Origin of the sequence: Stenotrophomonas sp. 24(2023), assembly GCF_030913365.1 — a bacterium.
Lineage (GTDB): Bacteria > Pseudomonadota > Gammaproteobacteria > Xanthomonadales > Xanthomonadaceae > Stenotrophomonas.
The window spans coordinates 2,592,135-2,613,082 of the sequence record NZ_CP133160.1; the positions used below are offsets into that span (position 1 = coordinate 2,592,135).

At 68.2% G+C, this 20,948-nt stretch carries 16 protein-coding genes and 1 riboswitch; of the genes, 9 read left to right on the top strand and 7 right to left on the bottom strand.

Translation table 11 applies throughout. The features are described from left to right. Positions 1-215: 215 nt before the first annotated feature. Entirely contained in the window at positions 216-662 is a 447-nt protein-coding gene (locus Q9R17_RS11475) for a DUF721 domain-containing protein (RefSeq protein WP_308154772.1), read from the bottom strand. 12 nt (positions 663-674) lie between these two features. On the opposite strand from Q9R17_RS11475, the gene Q9R17_RS11480 reads away from it, so the two are divergent. The 3 genes from Q9R17_RS11480 (at position 675) to Q9R17_RS11490 (ending at position 5,659) form a co-directional block, all read left to right on the top strand. Continuing rightward, positions 675-1,628: a M23 family metallopeptidase gene (locus Q9R17_RS11480; protein ID WP_308154773.1), complete on the top strand. Its 954-nt coding sequence runs from the start codon at positions 675-677 to the stop codon at positions 1,626-1,628. A 184-nt stretch (positions 1,629-1,812) separates the two neighbouring features. Continuing rightward, positions 1,813-4,548 (top strand): preprotein translocase subunit SecA, encoded by a 2,736-nt coding sequence (gene secA / locus Q9R17_RS11485; protein WP_308154774.1) that lies wholly within the window; start codon positions 1,813-1,815, stop codon positions 4,546-4,548. A gap of 157 nt (positions 4,549-4,705) precedes the next feature. Then, positions 4,706-5,659, top strand: coding sequence for a Nudix family hydrolase (locus tag Q9R17_RS11490; protein WP_308154775.1), 954 nt, complete (start codon positions 4,706-4,708; stop codon positions 5,657-5,659). Positions 5,660-5,842: 183 nt separating this feature from the next. On the opposite strand, the gene Q9R17_RS11495 is transcribed toward Q9R17_RS11490, so the two are convergent. Both Q9R17_RS11495 and metF read right to left on the bottom strand, forming a co-directional pair. After that, positions 5,843-6,403, bottom strand: coding sequence for a DUF4124 domain-containing protein (locus Q9R17_RS11495; RefSeq protein WP_308154776.1), 561 nt, complete (start codon positions 6,401-6,403; stop codon positions 5,843-5,845). Positions 6,404-6,448: 45 nt separating this feature from the next. Further along, complete coding sequence (gene metF, locus Q9R17_RS11500) at positions 6,449-7,276, bottom strand: methylenetetrahydrofolate reductase [NAD(P)H] (RefSeq protein WP_308154777.1); 828 nt, start codon at positions 7,274-7,276, stop codon at positions 6,449-6,451. Between the two features lie 202 nt (positions 7,277-7,478). Here metF and Q9R17_RS11505 point away from each other — a divergent pair, with 202 nt between their 5' ends. From Q9R17_RS11505 to Q9R17_RS11515, 3 genes are read left to right on the top strand one after another with little or no spacing between them, the layout of a single operon-like run. After that, positions 7,479-8,405, top strand: coding sequence for an alpha/beta hydrolase (locus Q9R17_RS11505; protein ID WP_308154778.1), 927 nt, complete (start codon positions 7,479-7,481; stop codon positions 8,403-8,405). A gap of 24 nt (positions 8,406-8,429) precedes the next feature. Then, a complete protein-coding gene (locus Q9R17_RS11510) occupies positions 8,430-9,500 on the top strand; it encodes a histidine kinase (protein WP_308154779.1) in 1,071 nt (356 codons plus the stop codon). Next, on the top strand, positions 9,485-10,216 hold the full coding sequence (locus tag Q9R17_RS11515) for a LytTR family DNA-binding domain-containing protein (RefSeq protein WP_308154780.1): 732 nt from the start codon (positions 9,485-9,487) through the stop codon (positions 10,214-10,216). Before Q9R17_RS11510 ends, Q9R17_RS11515 begins: the two co-directional genes overlap by 16 nt. A 6-nt stretch (positions 10,217-10,222) precedes the next feature. Here the strand turns inward: Q9R17_RS11515 and Q9R17_RS11520 are convergent, their stop codons facing one another. Next, positions 10,223-11,740: an amidohydrolase family protein gene (locus tag Q9R17_RS11520; RefSeq protein ID WP_308154781.1), complete on the bottom strand. Its 1,518-nt coding sequence runs from the start codon at positions 11,738-11,740 to the stop codon at positions 10,223-10,225. A gap of 136 nt (positions 11,741-11,876) precedes the next feature. On the opposite strand from Q9R17_RS11520, the gene Q9R17_RS11525 reads away from it, so the two are divergent. Beyond that, the gene (locus tag Q9R17_RS11525; protein WP_308154782.1) at positions 11,877-12,434 is read left to right on the top strand and encodes a DUF3228 family protein; all 558 of its coding nucleotides are present in this window, start codon (positions 11,877-11,879) and stop codon (positions 12,432-12,434) included. Positions 12,435-12,500: 66 nt separating this feature from the next. Here Q9R17_RS11525 and Q9R17_RS11530 read toward each other — a convergent pair whose 3' ends face one another. The 3 genes from Q9R17_RS11530 to ahcY all read right to left on the bottom strand — a co-directional run bounded on the left by Q9R17_RS11530 (position 12,501) and on the right by ahcY (position 15,172). After that, the gene (locus tag Q9R17_RS11530; RefSeq protein ID WP_308154783.1) at positions 12,501-12,986 is read right to left on the bottom strand and encodes a hypothetical protein; all 486 of its coding nucleotides are present in this window, start codon (positions 12,984-12,986) and stop codon (positions 12,501-12,503) included. After that, positions 12,986-13,459: a Cys-tRNA(Pro) deacylase gene (ybaK, locus tag Q9R17_RS11535; protein ID WP_308154784.1), complete on the bottom strand. Its 474-nt coding sequence runs from the start codon at positions 13,457-13,459 to the stop codon at positions 12,986-12,988. The genes Q9R17_RS11530 and ybaK overlap by 1 nt, the downstream gene beginning before the upstream one ends. A gap of 267 nt (positions 13,460-13,726) precedes the next feature. Beyond that, complete coding sequence (gene ahcY / locus Q9R17_RS11540) at positions 13,727-15,172, bottom strand: adenosylhomocysteinase (protein ID WP_308154785.1); 1,446 nt, start codon at positions 15,170-15,172, stop codon at positions 13,727-13,729. A 36-nt stretch (positions 15,173-15,208) separates the two neighbouring features. Continuing rightward, positions 15,209-15,291: riboswitch (S-adenosyl-L-homocysteine riboswitch) on the bottom strand. Positions 15,292-15,411: 120 nt separating this feature from the next. Between ahcY and Q9R17_RS11545 the strand changes: the two genes are divergently transcribed. Beyond that, positions 15,412-17,931: a prolyl oligopeptidase family serine peptidase gene (locus tag Q9R17_RS11545; RefSeq protein ID WP_308154786.1), complete on the top strand. Its 2,520-nt coding sequence runs from the start codon at positions 15,412-15,414 to the stop codon at positions 17,929-17,931. A gap of 288 nt (positions 17,932-18,219) precedes the next feature. After that, positions 18,220-20,931, top strand: a complete 2,712-nt coding sequence (gene ppc, locus Q9R17_RS11550; protein WP_308154787.1) for a phosphoenolpyruvate carboxylase — start codon at positions 18,220-18,222, stop codon at positions 20,929-20,931. The last annotated feature ends 17 nt before the right edge of the window (positions 20,932-20,948 follow it).

The window sequence follows — 20,948 nt, forward strand, 5'->3', positions numbered from 1 at the left end:
GGGCGGGCGAGATCACACGCCCCCCTCATTCAGGCAGCGGCGGTCATCACACCTTCGTGAACCCGTTCCGTTTGAAGCCTGAACCTAACGAATCTTTAACAAAAGTCTAACGACTGCCGGGGCAACCCCGGCTAGGATGCGACCCGGCCCCCACAAATGTTTCACGCCACGGCGACACGCCAGGCGGGTGGGGAGCGGAGCAGGACGCTCCGTTGTCAACGGGATCGGGGAGGTTTCTCCACGTCCTGCAGGCAAGCCAAGGCGTCGCGTAGCCCTTTGTGCGTGGCGGCTGATACTGCTGAAGGCCCGTTTCGCTGTCCGTGCGCTGGGGAGTGCACGGGGACGGTCTTGGCAGTCTTGACGGTCACCTTGGTGGCCTTCAGCCCGATGGAACGGGCCGCGTCGATCAACTGGGCCTCGGCAAGCCGCAGCTTGGCATGCCAGACCGGGGAGTCGACGAGAAAAACGAGGTGTTCCCCGTCCACATTGGCCAGCCGGCAACGGTTGCGCAGCGTAGGCGGCAACTGGGGGCGCAACTGACGGTCCAGCGCATCGAGCCACAGGGCTCGACGCAGCGGGTTCCCGCTTTTGTCTGCCATCACCGTATCCAGCGCCGGTTTCGGCACGGAAGCGGGGCGAACGCTGGATTTCGGCTCAGACATGACAACTCACAGATGGCATTCAAAAAGATCGTAATCAAAACGCGTGAAGGACAGGCCAAGTCGCCGCTCGCGCGTTTGCGGTTCTACTTCGAGGACCGCCCCCGTGCCCTGCTGGGCAGCGTGCTCGGGGTCGGCTGCATTATCGGCTTTGCGGGCGGAATCGGCGCCAACGCGTTCAACGATTCGCGCCTGCAGGCCAAGGTCGAGCGCCAGGAGCGCGAACTGGCCAAGGTCCAGCGTGATGCGCAGACCCAGGTCAACGCGCTGGCCGCCCGCCTGGGCGAGCTGCAGGCCCAGGCGACCCGCCTCAACGCCCTGGGCGAACGGCTGACCCAGATGGGCAAGCTGGAGGACGGCGAGTTCGACTTCGCCGAAACCCCCGGCCTGGGTGACGGTGATGCCGGCGGCCCGATCAGCGACATCCCGGTGAAGGATGTCAACGCCGACTTACAGGTGCTGGAGCAGCGCTTCGCCGCTTCGGGCCGCCAGCTGTCGGTGATGGAATCGCTGATGTTCGACCACCAGCTGGAGCAGAACGCCGTGCCCTCGCGCATGCCGATCCGCAACAGCTACGTAACCTCCGGTTTCGGCACCCGTGCCGACCCGTTCGGCCGCGGCGCGGCCACCCACAAGGGCATGGATTTCCACGCCAAGGTGGGTGACCCGGTGATGGCCGTGGCCGATGGCGTGGTCAGCTTCTCCGGGGTCAAGGGCGGCTACGGCAACGTGGTCGATGTCGACCACGGCAATGGCTACGTCACCCGCTACGCGCACAATTCGCGCCTGACCGTGAAGGCCGGCGATCTGGTCCGTGCCGGGCAGGAAGTGGCCAAGGCCGGGTCCACCGGCCGTTCCACCGGCGCCCACGTGCACTTCGAGGTGTGGGAAAACGGCCGGGTGGTCAACCCGCGCAAGTTCCTCGGCGACGGCGGCAATACCCCGGTGGGCCGCATCAGCCGCGGCTGATCCCCGGGTCGGATCCCGGGCCGATCCGGCCCCGGAACGGCGACGAGGGTTGAAACCCCTCCCGCCCGTCCCAAGCTACAATGGGTGTTGCCATCGACAGGGCGCCAGGCGCCCTGTTTCGTTTGCGGCGGACGGATCCCAAGGGGGAGGCCGGGCGTCGTGTCCATCCAACCCGGTTCCTTCAATGATCAACAGCCTGCTTACCCGCGTTTTTGGCAGTCGTAACGAACGACAGCTGCGCCAGCTCAACCGCATCGTCGCCAAGATCAATGCGCTGGAGCCGGAGATCAAGAAGCTCTCCGACGAGCAGCTGCAGGCCAAGACGCCGGAGTTCAAGCAGCGCATCGCCGACGGCGAGGCCCTGGACAAGGTGCTGCCGGAAGCGTTCGCGGTCTGCCGCGAAGCGGGCCTGCGCGTGCTGGGCATGCGCCACTACGACGTGCAGCTGATCGGCGGCATGGTGCTGCACCTGGGCAAGATCGCCGAAATGCGCACCGGTGAAGGCAAGACCCTGGTGGCGACGCTGCCGGTGTACCTCAACGCCCTGGAAGGCAAGGGCGTGCACGTGGTCACCGTCAACGACTACCTGGCCCGCCGCGATGCCGCGCAGATGGGCAAGCTGTACAACTGGCTGGGCCTGAGCGTGGGCGTGGTGTACCCGGGCATGCCGCACAGCGACAAGCGCGAGGCCTATGCCGCCGACATCACCTACGGCACCAACAACGAATTCGGCTTCGACTACCTGCGCGACAACATGGCGCTGTCCAAGGCCGACCGCTACCAGCGTGGCCTGCACTACGCCATCGTCGACGAAGTGGACTCGATCCTGATCGACGAAGCGCGTACCCCGCTGATCATCTCCGGCCCGGCCGACGATTCCCCGGAACTGTACATCCGCGTCAACAAGGTCGTGCCGCACCTGATCAAGCAGGACGCCGAAGAAGGCGAGGGCGACTTCTGGGTGGACGAGAAGGGCAAGCAGGTGCACCTGTCCGAAGCGGGCATGGAGCACGCCGAACGGCTGCTGGTGGAAGCGGGCATCCTCAACGGCGAGACCGAAGGCCTGTACGCCGCGCAGAACCTGACCGTGGTCCACCACCTCAACGCCGCCCTGCGCGCGCACGCGATCTACCAGCGTGACGTGGACTACATCGTGCGCGATGGCGAAGTGGTCATCGTCGATGAATTCACCGGCCGTACCCTGGCCGGCCGCCGCTGGTCCGATGGCCTGCACCAGGCGGTGGAAGCGAAGGAAGGCGTGCCGGTCCAGCGCGAGAACCAGACGCTGGCCAGCATCACCTTCCAGAACCTGTTCCGCATGTACAAGAAGCTGTCCGGCATGACCGGTACGGCCGATACCGAAGCGTTCGAGTTCCAGAGCATCTACGGCCTGGAAGTGGTGGTCATCCCGACCAACCGCCCGACCATCCGCAAGGACAGCCCGGACCAGGTGTTCCTCAACCGCAAGGGCAAGTTCAACGCGGTGCTGGCCGACATCGAGGAATGCGCCAAGCGCGGCCAGCCGGTGCTGGTGGGTACCACCTCGATCGAAACCTCGGAAATGCTGTCCGAGCACCTGCGCAAGGCCGGCGTGAAGCACGAAGTGCTCAATGCCAAGCAGCACGACCGTGAAGCGACCATCGTGGCCAATGCCGGCCGCCCGGCCGCAGTGACCATCGCCACCAACATGGCCGGCCGCGGTACCGACATCGTGCTGGGCGGTTCGCTGGAAGCGGAAATCCACGCGCTGGGCGAGGACGCGACCGATGCGCAGAAGGCTGCCGCCAAGGCCGCCTGGCAGGAACGCCACGATGCCGTGAAGGCCGCCGGTGGCCTGCACATCGTGGGCACCGAGCGCCACGAATCGCGCCGTATCGACAACCAGCTGCGTGGCCGTTCCGGCCGCCAGGGTGACCCGGGCTCGTCCCGCTTCTACCTGTCGCTGGAAGACAACCTGATGCGCATCTTCGCCTCCGACTGGGTGCAGAAGGCCATGCGCATGATGGGCATGAAGGAAGACGACGTCATCGAGGACCGCCTGGTCAGCCGCCAGATCGAGAAGGCGCAGCGCAAGGTCGAGGCCCACAACTTCGACATCCGCAAGAACCTGCTGGACTTCGACGACGTCAACAACGACCAGCGCAAGGTGATCTACGCCCAGCGTGATGAACTGCTGGATGCCGAATCGGTGAAGGACAATGTCGACGGCATCCGCGCCGACGTGGTCTATGACGTGGTGGCCCGTTTCGTGCCGCCCAACTCCATCGATGAACAGTGGGACCTGCAGGGCCTGGAGGCCACGCTGCAGGCCGACTTCGGCGTGCACATGCCCCTGCTGGAACTGGTCAAGTCGCACGAGGAACTGGATGCGGAGACCATTGCCGAGAAGGTGCAGGAGCGCATCAACGAGCACTTCGCCGAAAAGGAAACCGGCGTGGGCGAGGACACCATGCGCGCGCTGGAAAAGCACGTCATGCTGACCGTGCTGGACCAGAGCTGGAAGGAACACCTGGCCCGCATGGACTACCTGCGCCAGGGCATCTACCTGCGCGGCTATGCGCAGAAGCAGCCCAAGCAGGAGTACAAGAAGGAAGCCTTCGAGCTGTTCTCGGACATGCTGGAAAACGTGAAGCGCGAAGTGGTGGCCCTGCTGGCCCGCGTGCGCATCCGCAGCGACGAGGAAGTGGCACAGCTGGAAGCGGCCGAGCGCCAGCAGGTGGAAGCCCGCCTGCGCCAGTCGCAGTTCCAGCACCAGGATGCCGGCGGCTACGGTGCCGATGAGGAAGCGGCCGAGGTCGAGGCCGCCCAGCAGGGGGGCGTGGCGCAGATCCTGCGCGACGAGCCGAAGATCGGCCGCAACGATCCGTGCCCCTGCGGCAGTGGCAAGAAGTACAAGCACTGCCACGGCCAGCTGAGCTGACCCCGGAAAGCCCCGCGAACGCGGGGCTTTTCTTTTGGGGCCGGGCCGTGGGGCGGTTCCCGGCCGGAGGGTGGGGACCCGCCACGCATGGCGTGGATCTGCAGGTTTCTCCTGCGCACGATTGCACCGGTCGCCCTGTTTTGGGCATGCTCCCCCCATGCCCTCCCCGAAACGATCGATCCATGTCGTGGCCGGCGTCATCACCGACGCCCGTGGCCGTATCCTGCTCAACCGGCGCACCGAGAACCGCGACATGGCCGGCCTGTGGGAATTCCCGGGCGGCAAGCGCGAGGCGGGCGAGAGCTCCGAACAGGCGCTGGTGCGGGAGCTGCGCGAGGAGCTGGGGATCGACGCGGACGTCGGTGACTGGCTGATGGATGTTCCGCAGGTCTACCCGGACAAGCACCTGACCCTGGAAGTACGGCATATCCGCAGCTGGAAAGGCAGTCCCCGTGGGCGCGAGGGCCAGGCCATCACCTGGGTGGCGCCGGACAAGCTGGTGCGGTATTCGATGCCACCGGCCGACCTGCCCGTGGTGGCGGCGCTGCGCCAGCCCGACCGGTACCTGATCACCCCGGCCCCGGCCGAGGACGATGCCGGGCAGCAGCGCTGGCAGGCGCAGTTGCGCACCGCCGTCGCGGCCGGCCATGCGCGCATCCAGCTGCGCCTGCCGGCCGGCCACCCGCAGTGGGCGGCGCTGGCCGAGCAGACCGTGCGCCAGCATCGTAGTGGCGTGCAGTGGCTGCTGAACCGTGATATCGCGCTGGCCCAGGCGCTGGGCGTGGGCGTGCACCTGGGCAGCGAACAGCTGTTGTCACTGAGTGAGCGTCCGTTGCCGCCGGGCCAGCTGGTCGCCGCGTCCTGCCACGACCTGTCGCAGCTGCAGGCAGCGCAACGGCTGGGCTGCGACTTCGCGGTGCTGGGTCCGGTGCAGGCGACGGCCAGCCACCCCGGCGCCGCGCCATTGGGGTGGGAAGCGTTCGCCGACCTGCGCGCGCAGGTCTCGTTGCCGATCTATGCGCTGGGTGGCATGGCCCCGCAGCACATCCCGCAGGCGCGCCGCCACGGCGGCCAGGGCATCGCCGCGATCAGCGGCCTGTGGCCTTCGTAACGCCCCGGCGCCAAGGTAGATCCACGCCATGCGTGGATGAGCGCCGCCCCGGCGCCAAGGTAGATCCACGCCATGCGTGGATGAGCGCCGCCCCGACGCCAAGGTAGATCCACGCCATGCGTGGATGAGCGCCGCCCCGACGCCAAGGTAGATCCACGCCATGCGTGGATGCACCGCAGTCCCTCACAGCGTGACCCAGAAACACCCGTACTGCCGCCGCAGCGCCAGCACCGTGCGCGAGGGTGTCGCCGTGCCAGGCAGTGTCTGTTCCAGCCGCAGCGCGATCGGGCGACGCGGCGCGGCGTCAGCCTCCCCGTCTCCGCCCGCTGTGGGGCTGTCGCCCGTACCTTCCCGGTACACCGGCACGATATCCACCAGTGGCCGCCGCACCACCGCCTCCAGCTGGCCGAGCACGCGCTGGGCGCCCTCGTCGGACATCGCGCCCCACAGGTAGACCGACGACAGCCGGTTGACGTCATTGCCGCCCACGGCACTGCGCAGGGCGCCGACCAGGTCGCTCAGGCGGCGCGGGCAGCGGGCCCCCAGGGTGTCGCGTTGCGGCGTGTTGCCCGGTGGCGGGGGCGGCGGCAGTCGCGACTGCGCGCCCAGGCTGTCGCAGCTGCGGTCGGTGAACACGCTGCGGCCACTGGCGTCGGTGCAGCGGTTGACCGCTCTGGCCTGTGCATGGGCCGGTTGGTAGAACAGGAGCAGCAGCGGCAGCAGGGCGGTCAGGCAGGCTTTCATCGACGCAGGGTAGCGCCGAATCCGACATGCGGCGATGAGGATGTTTCAGCCGCGCAGCAGCTTCAGCACCGACAGGGTTGGGCGGGCCAGGTTCAGGGTGTAGAAGTGCAGGCCCGGCGCGCCCCCTTCCACCAGCCGCTCGCACAGCTTCGCCACGATCTCGGTGCCGAAGGCGCGCACCGATTCGCTGTCATCGCCGTAGGCCTGCATCTTGCGGCCGATCCAGCGCGGGATCTCTGCCCCGCACTGTTCGGAAAAGCGGCGCAGCTGGCTGAAGTTGGCGATCGGCATGATGCCCGGCACGATCGGTACCTCCACGCCCAGCCGCCGCACTTCATCGACGAAGTGGAAATAGGCGTCTGGGTTGTAGAAATACTGGGTGATCGCGGCGTCGGCACCGGCGTCGATCTTGGCCTTGAAGTGCTTCAGGTCGGCCAGCGCGTCGTGGGCCTGCGGGTGGGTTTCCGGGTAGGCGCCCACTTCGATGCGGAAGGCATCGCCGTGTTCGGCACGGATGAACGCGATCAGTTCGGCGGCATAGCGCATGTCGCCGGGAAAGCCCATGCCCGAGGGCAGGTCGCCGCGCAGGGCGACGATGCGGTGGCAGCCGATGGCACGGTAGAGCTTGAGCAGTTCGCGGATCTCCTGGCGGGTGCCACCCACGCAGGACAGGTGGGGGGCCGCCTCGAAGCCGTGGTGCTGGTTGAGATGGCGCACGGTTTCGGAGGTGTAGCTCAGGGTCGACCCGCCGGCGCCGAACGTGCAGGACACGTATTCCGGCGCGTAGGCCTTCAGCCGTGCCGCCGTGCGATCGAGCTGGCTGCGCTGTTCGTCGGTCTTGGGCGGATAGAACTCGAAGCTGATGGCGGTCATGGCACGGGCGGCAGCGGCGGGTGCGCATCAGTATATCGCTTCATCAAGATGGAACTGTGATGAAAAGGGTGGGCAGGTCATCGGCGGCTGGCGACCGTTCGCCCCGCCGTGCGGCCGTTGCTCCGAAATCGCCACCGGCGTGCCTCGGCCAGGCCCACGCTGCGCCCATCCCGGCAACACCCACCCGATGAAGGAGCAGACGATGAAGATCTTCCTGGCACTCTGGTATGCGATGAAGGCGCTGGCACGGCTGGCGATGATCGGCATGGCGATGGCCGTGCTCGGTTCCGGCCCGGCGCATGCGGCGGCCGCCACAGGCACCGGCAAGGTGCAGGTCGAGGTGGTCGGCAAGGGCCGCCCGCTGCTGATGATCCCCGGCCTCAACAGCAGCGCTGCGGTCTGGCGCGAAACCTGCGTGGCGCTGAAGGATGTGCAGTGCCATCTGGTGCAGCTGCCAGGCTTTGCCGGCGCGGCGCCTGCCGATCCGCGCCCGGCCGACTTCCTGTCGGCCATGCGCGATCAGCTGCTGGCCTATGTGCATGACCAGAGGTTGGAACATCCTGCGGTGATCGGCCACAGCCTGGGTGGTGTGCTGGCGCTGCAGATGGCGGTGAAGGATCCGCAGGCGCTGGGGCCACTGGTCATCGTCGATGCGCTGCCGTTCTACGCTGGCCTGCAGAACCCACAGGCCACCGCGCAGAGCGTGCGGCCCATGGCTGAGCAGATGCGCGCGGCGATGCTGGCGGCGGACCCGGCCAGTTACCAGGCGCAGGCCGAAGCGGCCCTGGCCCCGCTGACCAACAGCACCGCGCGCCTGCCCGAACTGAAGCGCTGGGGCCGCGACAGCGATCGGGCCACCACCGCCGATGCCATGTACTCGCTGTTGGTGACGGACCTGCGCGGCGAGGTGGCCGCCATCCGCGCGCCGACCCTGGTGCTGGGCGCATGGGCCTCCTACCAGGCACTGGGAGCCACCGAGGCATCTGCCCGTTCGATCTTCCAGGCGCAGTACGCCGCGCTGCCGGGCGTGCGCCTCGAACTGAGCGCCAGCGGCCACCACTTCCTGATGTGGGATGATCCGCAGTGGCTGCGTGGACAGGTACAGGCCTTCCTCGACAGCCACCGCTGATCCCTCCGCCCCCCGGTCGCCGCCATGCCTGATTCCACCGCCTCGCTGCGCTTCTGGTTGGTCAACGGCCTTGGCTGGGTGCTGTTCTGCGTGTTCAGCCTGGCCATGACGGGCGCGTCCGCTGGCGGCGCGAGCAGTGGCGGCACCCTGATCAGCGTAGGCCTGGGCGTGCTGCTGTGTGGCATCAGCGGCGGCGTGCGCGCGCTGGCGTTGCGGCGCCACTGGTGGCGGCGGGATCTGGGCGCATTGGTGCTGCGGCTGGCGCTGGCGGTGCTGCTGGGCGCAGTACTGGCGCAGTTGCTGCTGACGGCTGTACTGCAGCCGGCGCTGGCACTGGGCTGGGTCGATTTTGGCGGCCGGCCGGCCGATTTCCGTCCGGTCGCACGCCTGCTTTACTGGCTCAACACCGTGTTGGTGCTGGGGCTGTGGACCGCGCTGTGGGCTGGACTGCACAGCGTGCGCCGCGCGCGACAGGCCGAACTGGCCCGCCTGCGTGCGGAGGCCGAGCGCAGTGCATTGGAGCGCGATGCGCTGCGTGCGCGGCTCAACCCGCACTTCATGTTCAACGCGCTGAACAACCTGCGCGCGTTGATCCTCGAAGATCCCGGGCGCGCACGGCAGATGGTGACCGATCTGTCACGCACGCTGCGCCACGCGCTGGAGCATGCGCGCAACGAGGATGCACTGCTGGCCGATGAACTGTCCGTGGTACGGGACTACCTGGCCGTCGAAGCGGTGCACTACGAACAGCGCCTGCAGGTGCACATCGATGTGAGTGATGAGGCCGCCCAGGCGCGGTTGCCGGTGATGGCGCTGCAGCTGCTGGTGGAAAATGCCATCAAGCACGGCATCGCCGTGCGCCCCGGTGGTGGCGAGGTGCGTGTCAGCGCGCGGTGCAGCGACGGCCTGCTGCGGCTGCAGGTTGACAACCCGTTGGGTTTGGCCGCAGCGGGCACGGATGCCGCAACCGCTGGGCATGGCGTTGGCCTGGACTACCTGCGGTCGCAGCTGGCCAGCGGCGGCCGCTTCCATCTGCAGCCGGTGGACGGCCGCATGCAGGCCTTGCTGGAGATTCCACAATGCGCACGACCCTGAGTGTCCTGATCGTCGATGACGCCCGCCTGGCACGGCAGGAACTGCGCACGCTGCTGGCGGCGCTGCCCTGGGTGCACTGCGTGGGCGAGGCCGATGACGTGCCGGCGGCGCGCGAGGCGATCGCCCGGTTGAAGCCCGACCTGGTGCTGCTGGATGTGCAGATGCCCTCCGGCACCGGTTTTGACGTGCTCGATGGCCTGGAGCAGGCCCCTGCGGTGGTGTTCGTCACCGCCTACGATGCCTATGCGGTGCGCGCGTTCCAGACCAATGCGCTGGACTATCTGGTCAAGCCGGTGGAAGCACCGCGCCTGCATGACGCGCTGGAACGCGTGCGCCAGCGTGATGCACCTGCCGCGCCGCCGGTGGCCGCCGGCGGTGGCTTGAACGCGCAGGACCAGGTGTTCGTGCGTGATGGCGAGCGCTGCTGGTTCGTGGCGGTGGGCGAGATCCGCCGGCTGGTGGTGGATGGCAACTACACGCGGCTGTGGTTCCGCGACCAGAATGCCCTGCTGACCCGCAGCCTGAGCGCGCTGGAAGCACGGCTGCCGCAGGATCTGTTCTTCCGTGCCAACCGCAATACCCTGGTCAACCTGCGGCGCATCCGCGCGGTCACCCCCAGCGTTGGCGATGGCTACGACCTGGCGCTGGATGACGGCAGCGAGGTGGAAGTATCGCGGCGGCAGGCGCGGGAACTGCGCGAGCGGATGGCGTTGTAGGGGCGGCTACAGCTCGGCGCTGACCGGGCTGGTGAGAAAGCCCCAGAGCAGGCGTGCCATCACCGCCGGTGAACGTGCCTGCGCGCGGGCATGGGCCAGCAGCGCATCCAGCCGCGGGCGGTCGTACAGGTGGCCGGCCAGCAGCACGGCATGTACGCGCCGGGTGTTGGCGGTGTCCAGCAGCGGGTCGCCATCGAGCAGCACCAGATCCGCGGCCTTGCCGGTCTCGACACTGCCGTGCCGCGCCTGCAGGTCCAGGTGGCGTGCGGCCTGCAGCGTGGCCGCGCGCAGCACTTCCGCCGGGCTGAGCCCGGCCTGGCGCAGCCACTGCAGTTCATCGTGGTAGCGGAACCCGCCCAACCCGGTGTCGGTGCCCACCAGCACGGTGACGCCCGCACGATGTGCGCGGCCGGTCAGGGCCAGGCCCTGATCGAAGTAGGCCTTCAGCGCGTCATCGCCGCGCTGGCCGGGGTAGCGTTCCACGGTGGCCTGCAGGTCATCACGCCATGCCCAGCGCGAGAGCGGATCCAGGTAGGCAAGGCGCGGATCGTCGAGGAACGCAGGATCGCGCGCGCGCGCGTCTTCCTCACGGGTGACATGGGTGGGTACGAATGCCGCGCCGTGGGCCTGCATCGAGGCGAATGCCTCATCGCAGCGGGCGGGCTGGTGGCCGCTGACCATGCGTTCGGCCAGCACGAGGGGGGACTGCGCATCCAGCCCGCCGCGCCGCCACGCCGCCGCACCATCGAAACAATGGCGGACGAACAGGTGGGCATGCTCGAAGCTGCGCTGTCCCGCCTGCAGGGCATCTTCCAGCGCCACCGCCTTGGGCAGGTGGCCGACCAGCGGGCGTTGCAGGCGGCGGGCTTCCACCGCCAGCCGCTGGTAGGTGGCCGGCCGCAGGCGGTTGTAGACCTTCAGTGCATCGACACCGCGCGCGCTGTAGTCCCGTGCACGCTGCGCGGCGGCTTCGCCCTGCAGGGCCGGGTCCTCGAAGTAGAAACTGGCCACCTGCACGAAGCGCGGCGCGGCGGACTGCCCGGCAATGGCCTGCGCGGTCCAGCGGCGCTTGTCGGCCACGCAGGCGATCAGCGGGTCGGTGGCCTGCGGGCAGTCCATCATGTCGCGGGTACCGGTGATGCCGTTGGCCAGCATCAGCGGGAACTGCAGCTGGGGGGACAGCTGCAGGGCGTGGGTGTGCATGTCCCAGAAGCCGGGCAGCAGCCAGCGGCCGCCCGCATCGAATACAGGCAACGCCGCCTCCGGCGTTCCTTCACCGATGGCGGTGATCGTGCCGTTGCGCACGGTCACGGTGGTGGGTTCGCTGGCCTGGCCGCGCGCGATGTCCACCACCCGCACGTTGACGATCACGCGGCTGTTGCCGGGCTCGGGCAAGGGCGGTGGCGATAGCGGCCAGAGCAGGGCGGCCATGAACAGCAAGGGCGGTGCCAGCAGCAGAGCGGCCAGCCCTTGTAGCCAGCGGCGACGGCGGGTGGGGCGGGGCAACGCGCGTGCTGCATCCATGAGCCGGCGATCCGTGCGTGGGGTCGCCCGCAGCCTGCGGCAAGCGGGAGGCCGGTGCCAGTGACCATTGGCATCCCGCCCTGCCTGCCGCCGGGGCGGTTACCCTGTGCAGCGGAATTCCAGAACACGCCGTGCCATGTCCATCGTCCTCACCGATTTCGCCCGCCCCCGCCTGTTCCCGCGCGTGCCGCGCGGCAACACCGTCCAGGACTGCACTGCCGAGCAGTTCGAGGCCCACCTCAATGCGCATGCGCCGCTGAAGGTGCTCGATGGCTACGCGCCGTTCTGCAAGCTGTTCGTCTACGAGAACTGGACCAGCACGCGCTGCCTGACGGTACCGGTCACCGAGGCCAACCGCCATCTGCTGCGCAGCGGCTACGAGGCGCGCAACCGCGAGGAACTGCCGGTGCTGGTGCGCTGGTTCGAGGGCGTGGAATCGCCGCGTGCGAACTACCTGGTGGTGATCCTGTACAGCGCCGGGCAGCTGGCGAAGGAAGGATCGCCGATCGAGGCCGACTGGGGCATTGTCGGATGCATCTATACCGCCGAACCGGAAGAAGTGCCGATGGCGCCGATCACCATGATGCGCAACGCGCTGGGCGTGGAGGAGGGCGGTTCCGGCGTTCCGCTGGACCGGGAGGCCTACCAGCGTGCCGTGCAGTTCTGGGAAAACAACGCCAACTGGCGGCCTTGATTCCTGCGACGCCCCATCCACGCATGGGAGTGCGCTAGATGCATGCCATGCGTGGATGCGCTTCGGTCAGGCGGTCTTCCACTCCCACCACGGGTAATGGTATTCGCGATCGGTGGCGTCCCACGGCTGCCCGCACTGCACGCAGGCCACGCGATGGCAATCGCCCCAGCCATCCTCTGCCGTGCCCTGCGCCACCAATCGCACCTGTTCCTGCTCGATCAGCCGCCGCGGGTCGAAGAACGGGTACTGCGGATACAGCGCACACAGGCAGCCACTGCGCTCATGCCACCAGCGCAGGCGGCGCAGCGCGAAGGCCAGGTGCACCTGGTTGCTGACCAGCATGCCGCCCAGGGCGATGCCTTCGCAGGCGCGTTCGATGGTGGCCGACTGTGCGGCCAATGCATCAAGCGAGGCCGGGGTGAACAAGCGCGCGACCTGGCTGGCGGCACGGTGGATGCGCGCGGCATCGCGCGAGCACAGGTCCTGCAGCAGCACGTCGGCCTGCGGGTCGTCGAGCCGTGGTGGCGACGGTGCCTGCCAGGGCCAGCGCATCAGCGGGCTTTCCCGATGGGCGCGTAGTGGCCTGCCGTCAGGCGCAGCAGGTCGGCCGGTGCCAGCTCCACTTCCAGGCCACGGCGGCCGGCGCTGACATGCAGCGTGGGAAGTGCCTGCGCGCTGGCATCGAGAAAGCTGCGCAGGCGCTTCTTCTGCCCGAGTGGGCTGATGCCACCGACCAGGTAGCCGGTCGCGCGCTGCGCGGCTTCGGCGGCGGCCATCTCGCACTTCTTGCAGCCGGCGGCGTCGGCCAGCGCCTTCAGATCCAGCTGGCCGGCGACCGGCACGATCGCCACCAGCAGTTCGTGGGTTTCGGTGCTGGCCAGCAGGGTCTTGAACACCTGTGCCGGGTCCAGGCCGAGCTTGTCCACGGCTTCGCCGCCGTAGGATTCAGCGTGGGCATCGTGCACGTAGCTGCGCACGGTGTGGGCGATCTTCTCGCGCTTGAGCAGGTTGATGGCCGGGGTCATGGGCGCATCCTAGCGTGGCACGGGCGGGTTGCCTTGACCGAGGCTCCTGCCGGAGAGCATCCACGCATGGCGTGGATCTACCAGGTACGGCATCCACGCCGGCGTCGGGAACCGATGGCCAGTAGATCCACGCCACGCGTGGATGGCACGGGCTGCCATGGTAGATCCACGCCATGCGTGGATAACGCAGAACGGGCGCCCGAAGGCGCCCGTTCCGTGTGTTGCATGCACCGGTAGTGCCAGCCGCCGGCCGGCCCACCGCAGGCATCAGTAGCGGTAGTGGTCCGGCTTGAACGGGCCTTCCACCGGCACGCCGATGTAGTCGGCCTGTTCCTGGGTCAGGGTGGTCAGCTTCACGCCGATCTTTTCCAGGTGCAGGCGCGCCACTTCCTCGTCCAGCTGCTTCGGCAGCAGGTACACCTTCTTCTCGTAGGTGTCCTTGTTGGCCCACAGGTCGATCTGGGCCAGGGTCTGGTTGGCGAAGCTGTTGGACATCACGAAGCTGGGGTGGCCGGTGGCGCAGCCCAGGTTCACCAGGCGGCCTTCGGCCAGCAGGAAGATCGCGTTGCCGTTCGGGAACACGTACTTGTCCACCTGCGGCTTGATGTTGATCTTCTGCACGCCCGGGAAGTTCACCAGCGCATCGACCTGGATCTCGTTGTCGAAGTGGCCGATGTTGCAGACGATGGCCTGGTCCTTCATCGCGCTCAGGTGCTCGATGCGGATGATGTCCTTGTTGCCGGTGGTGGTGACGTACAGGTCGGCACGGCCCAGGGTCGATTCGAGGGTGTTGACCTCGTAGCCTTCCATCGCCGCCTGCAGGGCGCAGATCGGGTCGATCTCGGTGACGATCACGCGGGCACCGTAGGCGCGCAGCGACGCGGCGCAGCCCTTGCCCACGTCACCGTAGCCGCAGACCACGGCGACCTTGCCGGCCAGCATCACGTCCATCGCGCGCTTGAGGCCGTCGGCCAGCGATTCGCGGCAGCCGTACAGGTTGTCGAACTTGCTCTTGGTGACCGAGTCGTTGACGTTGATCGCCGGGATCAGCAGGGTGCCTGCCTGGGCCAGCTGGTACAGGCGGTGCACGCCGGTGGTGGTTTCTTCGGAAACGCCCTTCCAGTCCTTGACCACGCGGCCCCAGTAGCCCGGGCGCTCGATGGCCACGCGCTTGAGCAGGTTCTTGATGACCTGTTCTTCGTGCGAGCCGGACGCGGTGTTGACCCAGTCACTGCCGTTTTCCAGCTCGTAGCCCTTGTGGATCAGCAGGGTCACGTCACCGCCGTCGTCCACCACCAGTTCCGGGCCGGTCAGGGTGCCGTCGGCCAGGGTGAAGGTCAGCGCGTCCAGGGTGCAGTCCCAGTACTCTTCCAGGGTTTCGCCCTTCCAGGCGAACACCGGGGTGCCGGTGGCGGCGATGGCCGCAGCGGCCTGGTCCTGGGTCGAGAAGATGTTGCACGAGGCCCAGCGCACGTCGGCGCCGATGTCCTTCAGGGTCTCGATCAGCACGGCGGTCTGGATGGTCATGTGCAGCGAACCGGTCACGCGCACGCCCTTCAGCGGCAGGGTGGCGGCGTGCTTGCGGCGGATCGACATCAGGCCCGGCATCTCGTGCTCGGCGATGTCCAGCTCCTTGCGGCCCCAGTCGGCCAGGGAGATGTCGGCGATCTTGTAATCACCTTCGGTGGAGAAGGTCTTTGCAACAGCATTCATGGGTCAAGCTCCGGTTGTGGACGAGCAGGCTCGTTTGCGTGCCGGGCGCCGTTGTTGCAGTGCCGCCCACCGAGCCTGGCCGGGCCTGTGGGGTTCCGGTCGCAGCGCCCCTCGGCAGGGGAGAATGCCCATTATATCGCGCCTCCTGCGTGACGCCCCGATGACCCAACCATCGGCAGATGGAACGGTGTGCCGGCACTGCTAACGTCCACGGTTTACGTGCAGTGGAAGGTGGAACGATGAGCATGCAGATGCGCCCGGCGCGGCGCTGGACCGGCCTGGTCCTGTCGATGGCCCTGCTGGCCGTGGCGCCCACGGCCTGGTCGGCTCCCGCCCAGGCCGAGGCCGAGGCTGGGCAGGACCGCCAGGTGGCCGGCTACGAGCTGCCCTCGGCCGCCCTGCAGGCGGTCGTGGACCAGGTACGGGCACCGACCTTGTCGCTGTCGCCGCGTCGTGACGTGGCCGCGCTGCTGCAGATGCCTGCGCTGCCGTCGATCCAGGTGGTGGCCCAGCCGGAGCTGAAGCTGGCCGGCGTACGCATCAACCCGCGGACGTTTTCCGAGAGCCGGTTCAGCTTTGGCGAATCGCTGTGGCTGATGAACGTGGCCGATGGCGCGCAACGGCAGATCAGCGGCCTGCCGCAGCCGCTGTCGCTGGCGACGCTGGCCTGGTCGCCGGACCAGAAATGGCTGGCCTTCAACCGTGTCGATGCGGCGACCGGTGCCAATGAGCTGTGGCTGGTGGACGTGGCCGCCGGGCAGGCACGGAAACTGGCCAGCGGCCTGAATACGGTCCTGGGCGAGGGCTATGAATGGCTGCCCGACAGCCGTGGGCTGATCGTGATGGTGCAGCCGGCCAACGCAGGCACGCCGCCGTCCACCGACGGCATCCCCATGGGCCCGGCCGTGCAGCAGACCCGCCAGGGTACCGGCGTGGTGTCCATCCGCACCTACCAGGACCTGCTGAAGAATGAGGCGGATGCGCGCCAGTTCGACTACTACGCCACGGCCCAGCCGGTGGAGATCAGCCTGGAAGGGCGCGTGCGCGAGATCGGCAGCGCCGGCATCTTCGATGCCTTCTCGGTATCGCCGGATGGCCGCTATGTACTGAGTGCGCGGGTGCAGCGCCCGTATTCGTACCAGGTGCCGGTGGAAGACTTCCCGCAGCGCATCGAGGTGCTGGACCGCCGCGGCAAGCTGGTGCATACCCTGGCCGAGCGCCCGCTGGTGGATGGCCTGCCGGCAGGCAACGATGCGGTGGAAACCGGTGTGCGCCGCGCCAGCTGGCGTGGCGATGCCGATGCCACGCTGGTCTGGGCCGAGGCCCAGGACGGGGGCGACCCGGGCCGCGAGGCGGCCATCCGCGATGCGGTGTTCATGCAGGCCGCGCCGTTCGATACGCCGCCGGTGACGCTGGCCCGCCTTGGCAGCCGTTACATGGGCATCCAGTGGGGCAGCGGCGAGCTGGCTCTGTTGAACGAGTCGTGGTGGAAGACGCGCCAGACCCGCACGTGGAAGCTGGCGCCGGACCATGCCGATCGCGAAGCGGTGCTGCTGTTCGACCGCAACGCGCAGGACCGCTATGCCGATCCGGGGCGGCCGCTGCTGGTGCGTGATGCGCGCGGCCGTGCGTTGCTGCAGACCAGTGCCGATGGCCGCAACGTGTACCTGTCCGGCGCCGGTGCTTCGCCGGAAGGTGACCGCCCGTTCGTGGACCGCTTCGACCTGGACACGCGCACGGCCACCCGCCTGTTCCATTCGCAGGCCCCGACCTATTCACAGCCGATCGCGCTGCTGGATGCGCAGGCCACGTCGCTGCTGCTGACCCGGGAAAGCCCGGATGAACCGGCCAACTACCTGGTGCAGCCGCTGGCCGACGCCACGGCGGCCCCGCGTGCGTTGACCCGCTTCGCGCACCCGCTGCCGCAGCTCAAGGGCGTGCAGAACGCGCAGATCCGCTACAAGCGCAAGGATGGCGTGGACCTGACCGCCACCCTGTTGCTGCCGCCGGGCTATGACCCCAAGCGCGATGGCCCGCGGCCGATGCTGATGTGGGCCTATCCCGGGGAGTTCAAGAGCGCCGCTGCGGCCAGCCAGGTCACCGGCTCGCCGTACCGCTTCAACGCGATCAGCTACTGGGGGCCGCAGGCGTTCCTGGCCAAGGGCTATACCGTGCTGGCCAGCCCGACCATGCCGATCATCGGCGAGGGTGACAAGGAACCCAACGACACCTACATCGAACAGCTGGTGGCCAACGCCCAGGCGGCTGTCGATGAAGTGGTACGGCGGGGTGTCACCGACCGTGACCACATCGCCATCGGTGGCCATTCCTACGGCGCGTTCATGACCGCCAACCTGCTGGCGCATACCCGTTTGTTCAAGGCCGGCATCGCCCGCAGCGGTGCCTACAACCGCACGCTCACCCCGTTCGGTTTCCAGGCCGAGGACCGCAACTACTGGCAGGCACCGGACATCTACCAGAAGATGGCGCCGTTCAACTATGCCGACCGGATCAAGGACCCGATCCTGTTCATCCATGGCGAGGATGACAACAACTCCGGCACGTTCCCGATCCAGAGCGAGCGCATGTTCGCAGCGGTGAAGGGCCTGGGTGGCGACGCGCGGCTGGTGATGCTGCCCAACGAATCGCACGCGTACCGCGCACGCGAATCGATCATGACCATGCTGGCCGAGAGCGAGCGCTGGCTGGAGCAGACCATCGGCCCGGCACAGCCGGCCAAGGCACAGAAGAAGCGCTGAGCTGCGTGCATGACCGCGGCCCCCGCAATGGGGGCCGCGTTGGCATCGTCGCGTTGGATCGACGCAGGGGAACGATGTAGCACGGGGAGCGTCGGCTGCTGGTCGACGGTGCTTCATCCCGATCGCGAAAATGCCGTCTTGCGCGCGACGGCCGGTGCTTCCCCGTCGGCGCTGTCACCACGGCGCTGCCCGGATGCGTGCAGATGAAACCATTTCCGCACTGCAGCAACGGCTCCGAACTGGGGTAGGCTTGGCGGCGGATCATGCCCCGAGGTTCGTGCGTCGCCGATGAACGAGTACCGCAGCAGCATCGAATTCGCTTCCCCCGATCTTCCGCTCCGCGATGATGTGCGCCGCCTTGGCGCGCTGGTCGGTGACCTGCTGATCGAGCAGGTGTCCGATACCTTCTTCGACGACGTGGAGAACGTGCGCACCCGCGCCATCGCCCGCCGCGAAAACCAGGCGCCGCTGTCCGAGCTGGCCACCGAGCTGGCCGGGCGCACGCCGCAGCAGGCTGAAACCATGGTGCGTGCGTTCAGCACGTACTTCCAGGTGGTCAACATCGCCGAGCGCGTGCACCGCATCCGCCGTCGCCGCGATTACCAGCGTGCCGGCACCGCTGCGCCGCAGCCCGATGGCCTGCAGGATGCGCTGCAGCACCTCAAGGCGCAGGGCGTGGGCCTGGACGAGCTGGCCCACTGGCTGCCGCGCATCGACATCGAACCGGTGTTCACCGCGCACCCCACCGAGGCCGTGCGCCGCGCATTGCTGGAAAAAGAGCAGCTGATGGTGGCCAGCCTGGTGGACAACCTCGACGGCCAGCGCACGCCGGGCGAAGCGGCCGCCGATGCCGCGCGCTTCCGCATGGCATTGACCGCTTCGTGGCAGACCACCGATTCCTCGCCGGTGCGGCCCACTGTCGATGACGAACGCGAGCACGTCGGCTTCTACCTGGTGCAGGTGCTGTACCGGGTGATACCGGTGCTGTACGAATCGCTGCAGCAGGCGCTGCGCGATACCTATGGACAGGAACTGCCACTGCCGCGCCTGCTGCGCTTCGGTACCTGGGTGGGCGGTGACATGGATGGCAACCCGAACGTGGATGCCAGCACCATCCGCAACACGCTCGATGCACAGCGGCAGGCCGTGCTGGGGCGTTACCAGAAGGAACTGCTGCAGCTGGCCAGCCTGCTCAGCCAGTCCACCGAACGGGTGGGGGTGAGTGATGCACTGCAGGCACGCGTGGCGCGGTACCAGCAGCTGCTGCCGCAGGTACAGTCGCGGCCCCGCCATGCCGACATGCCGTACCGCCTGCTCAACGACCGCATGCGCGCGCGCCTGCAGGCCACGCTGGAGGATGGCGATGGCGCTTATGCCGGCCCGGATGAGCTGATCGATGACCTGCAGCTGGTCCTGGACAGCCTGCGCGCTCACCGTGGCGAACACGCCGGCGGCTTCGCCGTGCAGCGCCTGCTGTGGCGGGTGAAGACCTTTGGATTCCACCTGGCGCGGCTGGACGTGCGCCAGGAATCGAGCGTGCATGCGCGCGCGCTGTCCGCCGTGCTGGGGGGCGAGCAGGCGTGGCAGGCGCTGGACGCGCTGGGCCGTGCGCGCGTGCTGGGTCCGCATGCCAGTGGCGAAGTGCCGCTGCCCCGGGCCGATGACGAGGGCAACCAGCGCCTGGACGCGGTGTTTGCGGCACTGGCCGATGCGCGTGCACGCCATGGTGGTGATGCGCTGGGCAGTTACATCATTTCCATGGCGCATGACCGCAGCGATGTGCTGGCGGTGCTGGCGCTGGCACGACGCGGTGGCCTGGTCGATGCCGAAGGTGCCGTGCCGCTGGACATCGCACCGCTGTTTGAAACCGTGGACGATCTCAAGCGTGGCACCGCCACCCTGCGCGATCTGCTGGACGATCCGGTGTACCGCGCGCACCTGCGTGCACGTGGTGATGTGCAGATGGTGATGCTCGGTTACTCGGACAGCAGCAAGGACGGCGGCATCGCCGCCTCGCGCTGGGGGTTGCAGCGTGCGCAGGTGGAGTTGATGGAGGTGGCGGCCGGAGCCGGCATCCGCCTGACCTTCTTCCACGGCCGGGGCGGCTCGATCAGCCGGGGCGGTGGCAAGACCACCCATGCCGTGGATGCCTCGCCGCGCGGCAGCATCGACGGCCGCCTGCGGGTGACCGAACAGGGCGAGGTGATCCACCGCAAGTACGGTATCCGCGCGCTGGCGCTGCGCTCGCTGGAACAGGCCAGCGGCGCGGTCCTGCGTGCCAGCCTGCGCCCGCGCGCGCCGGAGCCGCGCGAAGACGACTGGCGGCCGGTGATGGACCAGGTGGCCGAGGCCAGCAGCACGGCCTACCGCGGGTTCGTCGGCCAGCCGGGTTTCATGGATTACTTCCGCACGGCCACGCCGATCGATGTGATCGAGCGGATGACGTTGGGATCGCGGCCGTCGCGCCGGCTGGGGCAGGATGCCGCGCTGGGCAACCTGCGGGCGATCCCCTGGGTATTCGCCTGGAGCCAGGCGCGTGCGGTGATTCCGGGCTGGTACGGCGTGGGCAGCGGCCTGCAGGCCGCCGCCGATGCCGGCCACGAAGCGGCCCTGCGCGTGATGGCGCGCGACTGGCCGTTCTTCCGCACCTTCCTGGACGACATCGCGATGGTGCTGTCCAAGGGCGATATCACCATCGCCGAGCAGTTCTCGCGGTTGTCCGGCGACCTGCATGGGCGCTTCTTCCCGCAGGTCCAGCGCGAGCTGGAGCTGACCGCGCGCTGGGTGCTGGCACTGACCGGGCAGGACACCCTGCTGCAGCACGATGCACGGCTGGCGCTGTCGATCCGCCTGCGCAACCCGTACGTGGATCCGATCAGCGTGCTGCAGGTGGACCTGCTGCAGCGCTGGCGGGCCAGCGGGCGCGAAGATGAGGACCTGCTGCGCGCGCTGGTGGCCTGCGTGAACGGCGTCTCGCAGGGCGTGCAGAACACGGGGTGACCTGCATCCGCCGGGCG